This window comes from Saccharopolyspora sp. NPDC000995 (assembly GCF_053599315.1).
In genome coordinates, this window is record NZ_JBSFLZ010000069.1 from 1 (window position 1) to 14,494 (window position 14,494).

Genomic DNA, 14,494 nt, shown 5'->3' on the forward strand with positions numbered 1-14,494 from the left:
GAGTTGGTCAGCTCCAGGTTGGGTGAGTCGCTGACCGCGTAGGCGATGATCTGCCGGTCGAACAGGTCCATCACCGGGGAGAAGTAGACCTTGCGGTCGTTGATGCGGAACTCGGTGACGTCGGTGACCCACTCCTGGTTCGGGGCGCTGGCGGTGAATTCCCTGTTCAGGGCGTTGTCGGCGATCTTGCCGGCCTCGCCCCGGTAGGAGTTATAGCGCCTCTGGACCCATGAAAATTCCCCAGTCAGCAGCCAGGCGAGCAGACAACGATGATCGTATGCGATGGAGATCACAGTTCTTCGGCACCTGCATCCGTGCCCGCAAGGCAGGTCATGGCCGATCGGGGCCCGGCGTCGGGGACAATGGACGGCGATGACCGCGCTCGATTCACCTCCCGCCTCGGCCCCCGTGGCCGCGCCCTTCCTGAAGATCGGCCCCTACGCCGTCGATCCTCCGGTGGTGCTCGCGCCGATGGCCGGGATCACCAACGTCGCCTTCCGGCGGCTCTGCCGGGAGTACGGCGCCGGGTTGTACGTCTGCGAGATGATCACCAGCCGGGCCCTGGTCGAGCGGCATCCGAAGACGCTGGAGATGATCACCTTCGACGCGGACGAGCACCCGCGCTCGATGCAGCTCTACGGCGTCGACCCCGTGACCATGGGCAAGGCCGTGCAGATGATCGTCGACGAGAACCTCGCCGACCACGTCGACATGAACTTCGGCTGCCCGGTCCCCAAGGTGACCCGCAAGGGCGGCGGGTCCGCGCTGCCGTACAAGCGGCGGCTGTTCGCCGAGATAGTTTCGGCCGCCGTCCGCGCCGCCGAGCCGGCGGGCATCCCAGTCACCGTGAAGTTCCGCATCGGCATCGACGATGACCACATCACCTACCTCGACGCGGGCCGCCTCGCCGAGGAGAACGGCGCCGCCGCGGTCGCGCTGCACGGCCGCACCGCCGCCCAGCGCTACTCGGGCACCGCGGACTGGTCCGCCATCGCCAGGCTCAAGGACCACGTCCGCACCATCCCGGTGCTCGGCAATGGCGACATTTTCAGCGCCGACGACGCGCTGCGGATGATGGCCGAGACGGGCTGCGACGGCGTCGTCGTCGGTCGCGGCTGCCTCGGCCGCCCGTGGCTGTTCCGCGACCTGCAGGCCGCCTTCGCCGATGAGCCCATCCCGGCCAGCCCGGCGCTCGGCGGGGTCGCCGCGGTGCTGCGGCGGCACGCCGAGCTGCTGGCCGACCACATGGGCGAGGAGAAGGGCCTGCGCGACCTGCGCAAGCACATGGCGCAGTACCTGCGCGGCTTCCCCGTCGGCTCCGACCTGCGCCACCAGTTCGGCCTGGTGTCCAGCCTGGCCCAGCTCGACGACCTGCTGGCCCAGCTCGACCCCGCGGTGCCGTTCCCAGCGGACGGCGAGGGCCCGCGCGGACGCCAGGGCTCGGCCGGTCGGGTCGTGCTGCCGGAGGGCTGGCTGGACGACCCGGACGACGTCACGGTGCCCGCCGGCGCGGAGATCGACAGCAGCGGCGGCTGAGTGCCCGCGAGACCGCAATCCGTTGCGAAGGGCCGAATTCGCCACAGTTGGGCCGTCCTCGTCGGTGTGTCGGTGGTGCTGTTCGCGGCCGGATGTGCTGCACCGGTAACCGACTCCGAACCGCTGCGACTGTCCAAGCAGTATTTCGCGGACAGCAACACCGCTGCTGCACAAGGACCTCAGGCACAACAGGAGTTTTTCCGCCGCACTCAACACCCCGATTTCCGGGGTCAAAACTGCGAACTCGGGGAGACGACCGTCGAAATCGATCCGGCATCGTCGACGCTGCGGCCGGATCCGGAATTCGCCCCGGACGGAGTCCGCCCGCGCGGCGCGGTATGGGCCATCGGAGTGGAGGTGACCACCCGAACGGCGGGCAGTGTCACAGGACATCAGATCGGTTCGCTACACCTGGTGCTGCTAGACGGTCGAATGCACGGGTTCGCGCCTTGCCCGACCAGATAATTGGTTGCGCAATCAAGGGCTCGTAACGCGAAACACGGGGGAACCGATGAAGTTGCTATGCGGTGATGAGGAACACACACTGGTTTGCTCGTCCGTGCGGGTGGGTCCGATCCGTTTCGCTTCCACATCCGCCCCTCCGCCCGGTACACATCCTAGGCAGCTGAATATTCGAGCGGCGCTCGAATATTCAGACCAGACCTGGGGTCAACCGGTTGAGGGAATTAAGGCGGCGGGCGAGTCAGACCAGCTCAAGCGATCCGCCCCACCCGACGACACCACGGACGGGAGGTGAGTGCGATGACCGGACTGCGCAACGGTTTCGCCGGGCCGGAGCCACTGCGTGACGACGACCCGCCAATCGTGCTGCCTCCCGGCCGCCGCACCCGCCAGAACTTGGCGAACGGGACCGGGATGGCGGAGCTGCACGAGTCGATCGCCAGCCTGCTGGCGTCGCGGGGCCAGTGGCGGCAGGCCTACCACCACCTGCGGTCGGCCTTGAACCTGATGTCCACAGCGGACACCCCGCGGGTGCCGGAGCAGCTGCGGCACGAGGTCAACCGGCTGCGCCGCGAGCACGCCGAGGCCCGCGAGCAGAGCCTGCGGGACACGCTGACCGCCAGCTACAACCGCCGCTACCTCGACGAACGACTCGCCGATCTGCTGGCCGAGCACGCCGGGACGAACGACGGGCTGGCCGTGGCGCTGGTCGACCTGGACTGGTTCAAGCAGGTCAACGACACCTACGGGCACCTGCTCGGCGATCGGGTGCTGCAGCGCGTCGTCGACCTGCTACAGGAGGCGCTTCCAACCGGTGCGTTCTGCGCGCGCTACGGCGGGGAGGAGTTCGTCCTGGTCCTGCCGAACATCGAGCCGGCGGCCGCGGTTGCGGTGTGCGAGACGGCCCGTTCCCGGGTGGAGCGGTTCCCGTGGGCGCAGATGGCACCGGGGCTGCGGGTGACGATCAGCGCCGGGGTCGCGCACGAGCACACCGCGGCCGATTCCGCGCCGGTGTCGGCCGAGCAGCAGTTGATCAGCGCGGATGCGCTGCTCTACGCCGCGAAGCAGTCGGGGCGCAATGCGGTCGCGCACCGAACGGGCTCCGAAGTCCGATTGGCCGGAAATGCAGCCGAGCGGCACGACACGATTCCGCGGAGGGCCGCCGGTTACTGATCGCGATCAACCGGGAGCACTGGGTGTATTTGAGTTCGTTTATGCCAGTCAACTGGCATAGCACAGATGGTCGTATTGGGCGAGACATCGGGTAGGATCGTGCACTGATTGTGAGGAAATTGTCGCCCACTATCGTCAGTTCGGGCGATCGGCCGTACTATCTCGGAGGCGCCGACAGATACGCGTCGGGGGGTATCGAGCGCGTCGGCTACTCGTAGACCGTTGGCTTTCGCAGGTGGGAGGGAAAACGCGTGCCGCAAGACCCCCGGCATGGTGAATTCGGGCGCCGGCGTTCCCGCCCGGACGAGGACGCCGCCGATAGCGGCACCACCGCATCGACCGGTCGGCGTCGGCGCGCGTTGGGCGACGACGGCACCGGCGGTACCCGCGTCATCGACCTGCTCTCCAAGCATGGCAAGGCCCCGAGCAGCGGCACCAGCCGCCGACGCGCCGCCGAACCGGAAGCCCCGGAACCCCCGCAGCCGCCGGAACCCCCGCAGCCGCCGCAGCCGCCGCAGGCGTCGAAACCCCGCCGCGCCGCCGAAGCGCCCAAGCACTTCGCCAGCCCGGCCGCCCGGCCCGAGCCGCCGGCTTCGCCGTCCGGCTGGACCGCGCCGGAGGGCGCTCCGCGCCGCTCCCGCTCCGCACCGCCGAACCACCCAAGCGCCCCGCCGGTTATGCCGCCGGGTTGGGCGCCACCAGCGTCAGGCCCTCCCTCAGCTCAAGCGCCGAACGGCGAGCTGCGGCAGGGCCGCCGCCGCGTTCCCCCCGACGGGCCTGCACTGCCCGCCGACGCCTCCGCTGGCCGCGCTCGACCGAATCCCGGCGGTACCACTGCGGCCTTCGCCGGTGGCGCCGCCGCGCGCAGCGGCGCCCCCACCGAGCCTCCCGTGCGCAACGGCGCTCTGGCTGAGCCGCCCCGCAACGGGGACCCGGGCGAGCTGCCCGTGCACAACGGCGCGCTCGTCGAACCTCCTGCCCGCAACGGCGCTTCGGGAGAGCCGACGATGCGGGGCGGCGCCGAACCGCCTGCTGCCGAGCCGACCAGGATCACGCAGGCGCTGATCGGCGAGCCAGCCCCAGCGAAGCCGCCGCGCCGCGCGCCGCGACCGCCAGCGACGCGACCGCCAGCGGCGCGCCCGGTGCCACCGACCCTAGGCGAGGACCTGGAAGCCACCACCCAGCATCGGGCCATTCCCGTCGAGCCGCCGAAGGCAGAGCAGACCGCGATGGTCGCGCGGCCCAAGCGCACGCCCGCCGGAGACGAGAAGACCACCTTGGCCAAGCCAGTGGCCCCGCCGGTCGCGGACGTCGAAGAGACCGCCATCGTCGCGCCCGCGGTCTCCGGCGACGCCTACGACGAGTTCGAGGAATTCGACGAGTTCGAGGACGACGCCGAAGATGTCGAGGACGACGTCGAGGAGCGCAAGAACGACATCAAGGAGATCGACGCCACCCTGGCGCGGTTCTCCGCCGTGCACGACGAGATCGCCGCCGAGGAGGCGGCCCGGCGCAAGAAGTACGCCTGGCTGCTGGGCACGCGCCGGGAGCCGGAACTCGGCACCGACATCCCGTTCGACTTCGTCGAGGGCCGGGACGGCCAGTCCCGGATGGAGTGGAAGAAGAAGCAGCGCAAGCGCCGCACAAACTTGATCGTGATGGCCGTGGCGATGGCCGCCTCGCTGACCGTGTTCCTGACCCTCGGCATCGCCTGGGGCGCGACCACGATCTGGGGCCCGCCGTCCGTCCAGGCGTTGGACCCGAACTCCGACTCCATCAAGGACGTCGCCAAGCAGACCGGTGACCAGAACTTCCTGCTGGTGGGCTCGGACACCCGGGCCGGGGCCAGCTCGGAGGACGGCGTCGGAAGCGAGCAGGACGAGCCCGGGGCCCGCTCCGACACCACGATCATCGCGCACATCCCGGCCGACCGGAGCCGCGTGGTCCTGGTGTCTTTCCCGCGTGACCTCAAGGTCAACATGCCCGCCTGCGAGCGCTGGGACTCGACCACCGGCAAGTACACGGGTGAGCAGGTTCCGGCGCGCAAGGACGTGCGGCTGAACTCGGCCTACGCCGTGGGCGGCCCGCTGTGCACGACGAAGGTCATTCAGCAGATCTCCGGGTTGCGCGTGAACAGCTTCCTGGGCATCGACTTCCAGGGCTTCAAGTCGATGGTGGACGCGGTGCAGGGCGTCGAGATCTGCACCGAGAAGCCGATCGTCGACACCATTCTCGGCACCGTGCTGCCCCAGGCGGGTCGGCAGACCCTCACCGGCGAGCAGGCGCTGAACTACGTGCGCGCCCGGCACGTCAAGGGCGACCCCACCTCGGACTATGGCCGAATGCAGCGCCAGCAGCTGTTCCTCTCGGCGCTGCTGCGCAAGACGATGTCCAGCCAGGTGCTGCTCGACCCGGGCAAGCTGGGCGACTTCGTCAAGGCGGTCAGCGCGAACACCTTCGGCGAGAACATCGGCGTGGACCGGCTGATGGACCTGGGCCAGCAGATGCAGGGCCTGGACGCCAGCCGTGTCACCTTCATCACCGTGCCGACCACCGGCTACGCCGACGAGAACGGCATGGAGATCCTGCGGGAAGCCGACACCCAGGCGCTGTTCCAGGCGATCCTCGACGATGCCCCGATCATGTCAGGCAGCGGCGGACCGGCGGCCCTCACCACGCCCAGCGGTGGGAGCGCCGCGGCGACGCTGAACGACGTTCGGCAGCAGCCTTCGGACCCGAACCAGCCACCTGACGTCCCGGGCGGTCTGTCCACGGTGAACGCGGGAACCGACATCTGCGGCTGAGCGGCGGGCTTCCGAACGGGTTCATAAGGGGCCGTTCACCGCTGGTTCACCACGGGGCATTCTGCCCGATTCCGGCTCGAAGTACCCTGGACGGCATGCGTGAGGTCTACCAGGAACAGCTCGGCAAGCTCGCCGATGAACTCGCTGCGATGTCGACGATGGTCGGGACGGCCATGGAGCGCGCCACGAAAGCTCTCCTGGAGACCGACCTGGAGCTCGCAGAGCAGGTCATCGAGGAAGACGTCCAGGTCGACGAGGCGCGAGCCCGGGCCGAGGAGCACGCCTTCGGGCTGCTGGCCCTGCAGGCGCCGGTGGCCGGCGACCTGCGCACGGTGATCTCCACCATCCACGCCGCCGAGGACCTGGAGCGGATGGGCGACCTGGCGCTGCACGTGGCCAAGACCGCGCGCCGCCGCCACCCGAACGCAGTGCTGCCGCAGGACGTGCAGCCGTACTTCGCCGAGATGGGCCGGATCGCCGTCAAACTGGCCGGCCGGGTCCGCACCGTGATCCGCACGCAGGACGTCGAAGCCGCGCGCGGGCTCGAAGAAGACGACGACGAGATGGACGACCTGCACCGGCACCTGTTCACCGTGCTGATGAGCCCGGAGTGGTCGTACGGGGTGGCGGCCGCGGTGGACGTGACGCTGCTGGGCCGGTTCTACGAGCGGTTCGCCGACCACGCGGTCTCGGTGGCCCGCCGGGTCGTTTTCATCGTGACCGGAAAGATGCCGACCGGCTGAGCCGTTCTCGCAGGTGACGGGCGGTTCGACCGATGAAGTATTAATACTCGGTCTCAGCACTCGATGTTGCGATCATCATGTGCGATCCTCGTTTGGGTGAGAAGGTTCCGAACCGCGTCCGACGGGGTGTGCGGTGCGTAAGAGTCCAACCGTGCATCGACGGCGGCTGGGCAGCGAGTTGCGGCGGCTGCGCGAATTCGCGGGCCGCACGCACCGCGAAGTCGCCGCCCACCTGGACTGCTCCCAGGGCAAGATCAGCCAGATCGAACTCGGCCGGGTGCCGGTGCGCACCTCCGACGTCCGGTTGATGGCCGAGTTCTACGGCGCCACCAGCGACCAGCTTTCGGCACTGGTGGACCTCGCGCAGGATTCCAAGCAGCGCGGCTGGTGGCAGCAGTACCCGAGCACCGCTCAGCGGCCCGGCCTGCAGACCTACCTCGGGCTTGAGACCTCGGCGAAGGCGGTGAGCTGCTACGGCGCGGATCCGCTGCCGGAGCTGCTGCAGACCGCCGAGTACAGCCGGGCGCTGCTGACGGCGGGCGCACAGGTCTACGACTCGGACGAACTGCAGGAGCGGCTGACGGTGATCTCCACCCGGCAGCAGCGGCTGCTCGGGGAGAACCCGCTGGAGCTGTGGGCGGTGCTCGACGAGTCCGCGCTGCGGCGCGCGGTCGGCGGCCCGGGGGTGATGCGCCAGCAACTGGAGCACCTGGTGCTGCTGGGCTACCGGCGCAACGTGACCATCCAGATGCTGCCGTTCCGCAGCGGCGGGCATCCGCTGATGGGCGACCGGATCTCGGTGTTCTCGTTCCCGGACGACGCCGACCCGCAGGTCGTACACCTGGGCGACTCGGCGAACTCCCGGTTCCTGGACAAGGCCGAGGACACGGCGGACTACCTCAAGTCCTTCGAACAGGTCTGCACCCGGGCCCTGAACCCCAAGGACTCCAGCGCCTTCATCTCCACCATCGCCGACGAATCCCCGGCCTAGCCCCGCAATTTCAATGAGCGTTTTCAACCTATTCTCGAGTAGCGGTGCCGATTGCGGGGGGTGGGCTATGCGCCTTCAGCGGCGGCGACGGCCTCGCGTCGTGGTGGGAATCAGCGGTCCGATTTCCATTGAGCTCGAAGTCCCCTGTGGACACTTCAACGGAACCTGTGGATGGTTCGCCGAAATGTGTGTCCGGGCGCGGAGGAACTCCACTGTGGTCTGGTCTGCGGGGAAGAAGGACTCGATGGCCAGTTCCGCAACCGTGACGTCCAGCGGGGTGCCGAAGACCGCAGTCATGCTGAAGAACGACAGTTCCCGGTCGCCGTGGCGGAAGCGCAGCGGCACCACGACATCGCTCGCACCCGGCAGCTCCACCTCCGGTTCCGGTTGGTCGCACGGGTAGGCGCGGAGTTCGGCGAGCAGGTCGGCGAGCGCCGGGTCCGCGGTCGTCGTGGCCTGGCGGCGCAGCCGGCCGAGGACGTGGGAACGCCACTCGCCGAGGTTCAGGATCTTCGGCGCCATGCCCTCGGGGTGCAGGCTCATCCGGAGCACGTTCACCGGTGGCGCGAGGAGATCCGGCGCGACGCCTTCCAGGAACAGCTGGATGCTGACGTTGCTCTCGACCAGCTGCCACGCCCGGTCGACGACCAGCGCCGGGTAGGGCTCGTGCCCGGCTAGCACCTGGCGCAGCGCGGCCCGCACCGCCGACAGCTCCGGTGCGTCGAGGCCGCTCGCCGGGTAGGCGGGCGCGTACCCGCCGGCGAGCAGGAGGCTGTTGCGCTCCCGCAGCGGAACGTCCAGGTGTTCGCTGAGCCGCAGGATCATCTCCTTGGTGGGCTTCGACCGGCCGGTCTCCACGAAGCTGAGGTGGCGCGTCGAGATGTCGGCGTCCACCGAGAGCTGCAGCTGGCTCAACCTGCGCCGCTCCCGCCAATCCCGGAGCAGCACACCCACCTGGCGCTGATTCACCGTTGTCACACCACGACATTAGCCGTCGGGGCCATTACCTCCCGGGTAATCGACGCGCTGACGTCCGGGCCGCAAGCTGGCGCACATCAAGCCGAAGAACGGAAGGGTTATCCGATGAACACCGACCTCCTCGACCGCTACATCGCCACCTGGAACGAGCGGGACGCCGACAAGCGCCGCGCGATGGTCGACGAACTCTGGGCGAACGAAGGCACCTACACCGACCCGCTCGCCGACGTCCAGGGCCGGGAGGCCATCGACGCGACGATCGCGGCCGTACAGGCCCAGTTCCCGGACTTCGTCTTCCGCGCGGGCGTTGTCTTTGACGCCCACCACGACATCGCCCGCTTCACCTGGGAACTCGGCCCGGCGGGAGGCGAAGCCGCGGTGGTCGGCTTCGACGTGGCGGTCCTTGACGAAAACACCCGGATCAAGGCGATCCACGGTTTCCTCGACAATGTCCCGGCAATGTGAAACGGGTGATCCTCCCAGGTGAAGGGAACATCTGGCCCGCCCGTCGCCCGGGCACCACCGCCCGAGGAACTCGCCAGGAGCTGGCGGGTTCGGCACTGTTGCTCGCCGTTTCCAATGATCAGCCGAAGCGGCCGGAGATGTAGTCTTCCGTCGCCTTCTGGGTCGGGTTGGAGAAGATCTTGCCCGTCTCGTCGATCTCCACCAGCTGGCCCGGCTCGCCGACCGCGCGCAGGTTGAAGAACGCCGTCTGGTCGCTCACCCGCGCCGCCTGCTGCATGTTGTGGGTGACGATGACGATCGTGTAGTCCTGCTTCAGCTGCGACATCAGGTCCTCGATCGCCAGCGTCGAGATCGGGTCCAGCGCCGAGCACGGCTCGTCCATCAGCAGCACGTCCGGGCGCACCGCGATCGCCCGGGCGATGCACAGGCGCTGCTGCTGACCACCGGAGAGGCCGCCGCCGGGCTTGCCGAGCCGGTCCTTGACCTCGTCCCAAAGGTTCGCGCCGCGCAGCGCCCGTTCGGCGATGTCGTCGAGCTTCTTCTTGTTCTTCTCGCCCGCCAGCTTCAGCCCTGCTACCACGTTGTCCCGGATGGACATCGTCGGGAACGGGTTGGCTCGCTGGAAGACCATGCCGATGGTCTTGCGGACCTGCACCGGGTCCACGTCGCTGGCGTAGATGTCCTCGCCGTCGAGCAGCACCTTGCCCTCGACCCGCGAGCCCGGGATGACCTCGTGCATGCGGTTCAGCGAACGCAACACGGTCGACTTGCCGCAACCGGACGGGCCGATGAACGCGGTGACGCTTCGGGCTGGGACCTGCAGGGTCACGTCCTGCACGGCGTGGAACTTGCCGTAGAACAGGTTCAGGTCCTTGATGTCGAGACGCTTGGCCATTAGTTCGGTCCCTACTTGGTCTTGATCGCGAACAGCTTGGACAGCAGCGATGCGACAAGGTTGATCAGCATGATGACGAGCACGAGGGTCAGCGCGGCGCCCCACATCCGGTAGTCACCGGCCGCAGTTCCGGTGCTGCGCTCCATGTAGATCGCCAGCGGCAGCGACGCCATCTCGCCACCGAAGAGGTTGAAGCTGATGGAGCTGGAGTAACCCACCAGGATCAGCAGCGGCGCGGTCTCGCCCAGCACGCGGGCGAGACCGAGCATCACGCCGGTGAGGATGCCGGACAGCGCGGTCGGCAGCACGATGCGCAGGATGGTCTTCCACTTGGGCACCCCGAGCGCGTAGGACGCCTCGCGCAGCTCGTCCGGCACGATCAGCAGCATCGTCTCGGTGACCCGCACGACTACCGGCAGCATCAGCAGCATCAGCGCCAATGCCACCGCGAAGCCGCTGCGGCTGAAGCCAAAGGTGGTGATCCACAGCGCGTAGATGAACAGGCCGGCCACGATCGACGGCAACCCGCTGAGGATGTCGACCATGAAGGTGGCGATCCGGGCGAACCGGGACTCCCGGCCGTACTCGATCAGGTAGACGCCGACCATGATGCCCAGCGGCACCGCGATGACCGCGCACACCAGTCCCTGCAGCAGGGTGCCCATCAGGGCGTGGTAGATGCCGCCGCCAAAGTCGTTGGGCAGCAGCCCGTTGAAGGAGTGCGTCCACCAGTCGGCGCTGAGCAGCGGCTTGAGGCCGCGCTCCAGCAGCGTCCAAAGCACCCACAGCAGCGGGACCACCGCGATCACGAACGCCGCGGCGAACAGCGTGGTGGCCAGGTTGTTCTTGAACTTGCGCCCGAAGCTGATCCGCTGGAACGCCGGTGGGGTTGCGAGCTGCTCCACGTCAGCGGTGTCGGTCCTCATGCTTTCCCCTTACCGCTGGTGCTCTCGATCCAGCGGGCGATCGCGTTCACCGCGAAGGTGATGACGAACAGCACCAGCCCGGCCGAGATGTAGGCGCCGACCTGCAGGTTGTTGTTGAACTCCCCAGAGCCGAGCGCGATCTTGGAAGCGAAGGTGGCCCCGGCGTCGAAGACGCTGTAGTTCGGCGGGGCGGTGCTCATGCTCAGGATGATCGTCAGCGCGACGGTTTCGCCGAGCGCGCGCCCCAGACCGAGCATGGAACCGCCGATGAAACCGTTGCGGCCGAACGGGAACACCGTCGTACGCACCACTTCCCACTGGGTGGCTCCGAGCGCCAGGGCGCCCTCGATCTGCATGGTGGGGGTGCGCGAGAAGACTTCGCGGCTCACCCCGGTGATGGTCGGCAGGATCATCACGGCCAGCACGATGCCGGCGGTGAAGACGTTGGCGCCGGAATCGGTTGGCGCGTTGCCGTTGGCGAAGATCGGGATCCAGCCGAGGTTCTCGTTCAGCCACACCGCGACCGGCTTGAGCACCGGCCCCAGCACCAGGTAGCCCCACAAGCCGTAGATCACCGACGGCACCGCGGCCAGCAGGTCGACGATGTAGGCGAACGGGCGGGCCAGGGTGCGCGGCGAGTATTGGGTGAGGAACAGCGCGATGCCGAAGGCCACCGGCATCGCTATGGCCAGCGCGACGATCGAGCTGGCCACCGTGATCCAGGCCAGGTCGATGATGCCGAAGCTCAGGTGGCTTGGGTTAGCGGTGTTCCACTCCCGGCTGAACACGAAGTTCACCTGGTTGACCTGCAGTGCCGGGACGGCACGGATCAGCAGGAACACGCCGATGGCTGCGATGAGTGCGACCACGAAGGCGCCGGAGGTGGTCACGACCGAGGAGAAGACCCGGTCGCCGATGCGTACCTTCTTGCCCGCGAAGGTGTCGGGAGCGGAAATGGGAGCCTCCGGTCCGGAACTGGGTGCCGAAGCGCCCCGCGGGGCACCGGGTTGGGTGTCCGCGGGGCGCAGATCGGCTCTCGTCGAGTCGGTCACTGCTGTTTGCAGCCTCTCACTTCGTCCGTTCGACTCTTGGTTCGCCCTGGGTAGGTGCGACCCGGGTTACTTACGAGATGGCGTTGACCGCGGTCAGGACCTTGCCCTTGAAGGCTTCCGGCAGCGGGACGTAGCCGGCCTTCTCCAGCTCCTGCGGGTTGGCGTTGGCGGCGACGGTCAGGAACGCCCTGACGGCCTTCGCCGTCTCCGCGTCGTAGCCCTTGGAGCAGACGATCTCGTAGGTGTTGAGGACGATCGGGTAAACGCCCGGGGTCTTGTTGCCGTAGATCGAGTCGAGGTTGACGCGCAGGTCGTTGCCCTCGCCCTTGATCTCGGCGTTCTCGATGGCCTTGCCGACATTGGCGGTGGTCAGCTCGACCGGGCCGGCACCGCTGTCGATCTTGGCGATGCCCAGACCGAGGTTCTTCGGGAAGGACCACTCGACATAGGTGACGCTGCCCTCGGTGGCCTTCACCGACTGCGCGACCTGGTCGCTGCCGTCGCGGCCCTGGCCGATGCCCGGCCCGCCCTGGAACGTCTTGCCCTTGCCGGTCCAAGCGCCGTCGGTGGCGGTGGCCAGGTACTTCTGGAAGTTCTCGGTGGTGCCCGACTCGTCGGAGCGGAAGAACGGCACGACGTCCTTGGCGGGCAGCTGCGCGTTCGGGTTCAGCGCCTTGATCGCCGGGTCGTCCCACTTCTTGATCCGGCCCTGGTAGATCTTGCCGATCACGTCGGCGTTGAGGGTCAGGTCGGTGACTCCCGGCAGGTTGTAGGAGATCGCGACCGGGCCGAAGACCATCGGCAGGTTCCAGGCCGGGTTGCCCTGGCAGCGCTCGGCGGCCTTGGCGACCTCGCCCTTCTCTTCGCTCAGCGGCGAGTCCGAACCGCCGAAGTCGATCTGGCCAGCGGTGAAGGCGGCGACGCCCTTGCCGGAGCCGGACTTCGTGTAGTTGAGCTGCTGGCCCTGGCACTTCTGGCCGTAGTCGCGAGCGAAGACGTCCATCGCGTTCTTCTGCGCCGAGGAGCCTTCCGCGGAGACCGGCTTGGTGCCGCAATCGACCTGGACACCGCCGAGGGCGGGGTTGCCGCCGCCCTGCGGGGCGTTCTGGTCGGAGCCGCAGCCGGCGAGCACGAGCGCGCCCGCGGCGAGAACGGCGAATGCAGCGCTGTGCCGCTTGATCTTCACTTCGTTCCTCCAGTTGGAAACCCTGCGGTTGCGCGGCCGAGCCTCGCGCAGGCTCGTGCTATGGCCGCTCGACAGGGACGCTAGGGAGTCGGAGTGGACGGTCGCCGCCATCGAAGTGAACGACAGGTGAACAAGACACGCTAAGTAAGCAGGCCCACATTCCAGCGGGGGAAGAGTGGCCCGGTTCCTAGGTGATGTGGTGGCTCACGGCTGCATTCGGTCAGCGCCCAAATTGCACGTCCGTGTCCCATTTTTCGAATCCCAACCGCTGGTAGACGCTGATGGCGGGCGCGTTGTCACCCTCGACGTAGAGCGTCACCTGACTGCAACCAGTGTCGCGGAGATGGCGCAATCCAGCCACCGTGAGTGACCGACCTAATCCTCCCCCCTGCGCATCGGGGTCGACGCCGACGACGTAGACCTCGCCCATGCCGCCCGGGTGCACCTTGGTCCAGTGGAAGCCCAGCAGCTCGTCGTCGCGGTTCACGGCGAGGAAGAACCCTGCGGGATCGAACCACTCCTCGCGCTCCTTGGCGCGCAAGTCCTGCTCGGTCATGCCACCCTGCTCCGGGTGCCAGGAGAAGGCCCGGTGGTTGACCTCGACCACGGCGGCCTCGTCGCGGCCGGGCCGGAAGGCGCGGATCCGCACACCCTCGGCGGTCGCCGCCTCGGGCAGCTCCGGCTCAGCGAGCTCCCGCCCCATCCGCCACAGCTCGCGGGGGCGGCTGAAGCCGTAGCGCTCGGCCAGCCGCACCGCGCCCGGGTGCTCGCCGTGCGACCAGATCCGCAGGCGGCCCAGGTCGGGCGCGGGTTGCGGGGAGAGCTCGGCGCGGTCCAGCAGCGCCTCGACCAGGCGGGCGCCCGCGCCCTTGCGGCGGTGGTCGGGGTGCACCGCCATCTCGGCGACGAGCTGCCCGGCGGTCTTCTCGTGCTCGGTGTCCAGGTGCGCGTACCCGATGAGGACACTGCCGGCGTCTCGCACCACGAAGTGCTCGGAGCGCACGTCGGCCTGCACCGGCTCGATCTGGTGGATGACGTCCCGATGCGCCTTCAGCCGCAAGATCACGTGCTCACCGACCGGAGCAACCCCGTCGGCCTGCTCGGTCTTGTCGAGCAGGGCCATGACCTCGGCCGCTTCACTGCTGTCCAGTCCATTTCGCCAAGTCAGCTGCACGCCCACGACGTTACCCACGAACCTTGCGGTTGACGCGATCGGAACGCTAAGACTTGTCCTCGAACTCCGTCCTTGGAACCGACAGTGCCGGTTCCGCACGTGGGCTTCG

At 68.2% G+C, this 14,494-nt stretch carries 13 protein-coding genes; 6 read left to right on the forward strand and 7 right to left on the reverse strand.

Features of this window, described 5'->3' with window-relative positions:
* Positions 1-293 (reverse strand): DDE-type integrase/transposase/recombinase (locus ACWDKQ_RS21470; protein WP_450140521.1); only part of this gene is annotated, 293 nt, incomplete at its 3' end.
* A gap of 79 nt (positions 294-372) precedes the next feature.
* On the opposite strand from ACWDKQ_RS21470, the gene dusB reads away from it, so the two are divergent.
* The 5 genes from dusB to ACWDKQ_RS21495 all read left to right on the forward strand — a co-directional run bounded on the left by dusB (position 373) and on the right by ACWDKQ_RS21495 (position 7,709).
* Complete coding sequence (dusB, locus tag ACWDKQ_RS21475; protein WP_450140522.1) at positions 373-1,536, forward strand: tRNA dihydrouridine synthase DusB; 1,164 nt, start codon at positions 373-375, stop codon at positions 1,534-1,536.
* A gap of 762 nt (positions 1,537-2,298) precedes the next feature.
* Positions 2,299-3,171 (forward strand): GGDEF domain-containing protein, encoded by an 873-nt coding sequence (locus tag ACWDKQ_RS21480; protein ID WP_450140523.1) that lies wholly within the window; start codon positions 2,299-2,301, stop codon positions 3,169-3,171.
* Between the two features lie 251 nt (positions 3,172-3,422).
* Positions 3,423-5,975 carry an LCP family glycopolymer transferase gene (locus ACWDKQ_RS21485; protein ID WP_450140524.1) on the forward strand — a complete coding sequence of 851 codons (2,553 nt, stop codon included), beginning with the start codon at positions 3,423-3,425 and terminating at the stop codon, positions 5,973-5,975.
* A 95-nt stretch (positions 5,976-6,070) separates the two neighbouring features.
* Positions 6,071-6,718, forward strand: coding sequence for a phosphate signaling complex protein PhoU (gene phoU, locus ACWDKQ_RS21490; RefSeq protein ID WP_450140525.1), 648 nt, complete (start codon positions 6,071-6,073; stop codon positions 6,716-6,718).
* A 133-nt stretch (positions 6,719-6,851) separates the two neighbouring features.
* On the forward strand, positions 6,852-7,709 hold the full coding sequence (locus ACWDKQ_RS21495; protein ID WP_450140526.1) for a helix-turn-helix domain-containing protein: 858 nt from the start codon (positions 6,852-6,854) through the stop codon (positions 7,707-7,709).
* 75 nt (positions 7,710-7,784) lie between these two features.
* On the opposite strand, the gene ACWDKQ_RS21500 is transcribed toward ACWDKQ_RS21495, so the two are convergent.
* Complete coding sequence (locus ACWDKQ_RS21500) at positions 7,785-8,687, reverse strand: helix-turn-helix domain-containing protein (RefSeq protein WP_450140527.1); 903 nt, start codon at positions 8,685-8,687, stop codon at positions 7,785-7,787.
* Positions 8,688-8,792: 105 nt separating this feature from the next.
* On the opposite strand from ACWDKQ_RS21500, the gene ACWDKQ_RS21505 reads away from it, so the two are divergent.
* Positions 8,793-9,152 carry a nuclear transport factor 2 family protein gene (locus ACWDKQ_RS21505; protein WP_450140528.1) on the forward strand — a complete coding sequence of 120 codons (360 nt, stop codon included), beginning with the start codon at positions 8,793-8,795 and terminating at the stop codon, positions 9,150-9,152.
* Positions 9,153-9,270: 118 nt separating this feature from the next.
* Here the strand turns inward: ACWDKQ_RS21505 and pstB are convergent, their stop codons facing one another.
* From pstB to mshD, 5 genes are all read right to left on the reverse strand, one after another.
* A complete protein-coding gene (gene pstB / locus ACWDKQ_RS21510; RefSeq protein ID WP_450140529.1) occupies positions 9,271-10,047 on the reverse strand; it encodes a phosphate ABC transporter ATP-binding protein PstB in 777 nt (258 codons plus the stop codon).
* A gap of 11 nt (positions 10,048-10,058) precedes the next feature.
* Complete coding sequence (gene pstA, locus ACWDKQ_RS21515; RefSeq protein WP_450140530.1) at positions 10,059-10,973, reverse strand: phosphate ABC transporter permease PstA; 915 nt, start codon at positions 10,971-10,973, stop codon at positions 10,059-10,061.
* Positions 10,970-11,929, reverse strand: a complete 960-nt coding sequence (gene pstC / locus ACWDKQ_RS21520; RefSeq protein WP_450140554.1) for a phosphate ABC transporter permease subunit PstC — start codon at positions 11,927-11,929, stop codon at positions 10,970-10,972. The genes pstA and pstC overlap by 4 nt, the downstream gene beginning before the upstream one ends.
* Before the next feature lie 166 nt (positions 11,930-12,095).
* Positions 12,096-13,211 (reverse strand): phosphate ABC transporter substrate-binding protein PstS, encoded by a 1,116-nt coding sequence (gene pstS, locus ACWDKQ_RS21525; RefSeq protein ID WP_450140531.1) that lies wholly within the window; start codon positions 13,209-13,211, stop codon positions 12,096-12,098.
* A gap of 220 nt (positions 13,212-13,431) precedes the next feature.
* Positions 13,432-14,391, reverse strand: coding sequence for a mycothiol synthase (gene mshD, locus ACWDKQ_RS21530; RefSeq protein WP_450140555.1), 960 nt, complete (start codon positions 14,389-14,391; stop codon positions 13,432-13,434).
* Positions 14,392-14,494: the final 103 nt, after the last annotated feature.

Bases quoted from the DNA above. Each gene is read 5' to 3' on its own strand.
- dusB (WP_450140522.1), top strand. From the start codon at position 373: ATGACCGCGCTCGATTCACCTCCCGCCTCGGCCCCCGTGGCCGCGCCC.
- ACWDKQ_RS21480 (WP_450140523.1), top strand. From the start codon at position 2,299: ATGACCGGACTGCGCAACGGTTTCGCCGGGCCGGAGCCACTGCGTGAC.
- phoU (WP_450140525.1), top strand. From the start codon at position 6,071: ATGCGTGAGGTCTACCAGGAACAGCTCGGCAAGCTCGCCGATGAACTC.
- ACWDKQ_RS21505 (WP_450140528.1), top strand. From the start codon at position 8,793: ATGAACACCGACCTCCTCGACCGCTACATCGCCACCTGGAACGAGCGG.
- pstB (WP_450140529.1), bottom strand. From the start codon at position 10,047: ATGGCCAAGCGTCTCGACATCAAGGACCTGAACCTGTTCTACGGCAAG.
- pstA (WP_450140530.1), bottom strand. From the start codon at position 10,973: ATGAGGACCGACACCGCTGACGTGGAGCAGCTCGCAACCCCACCGGCG.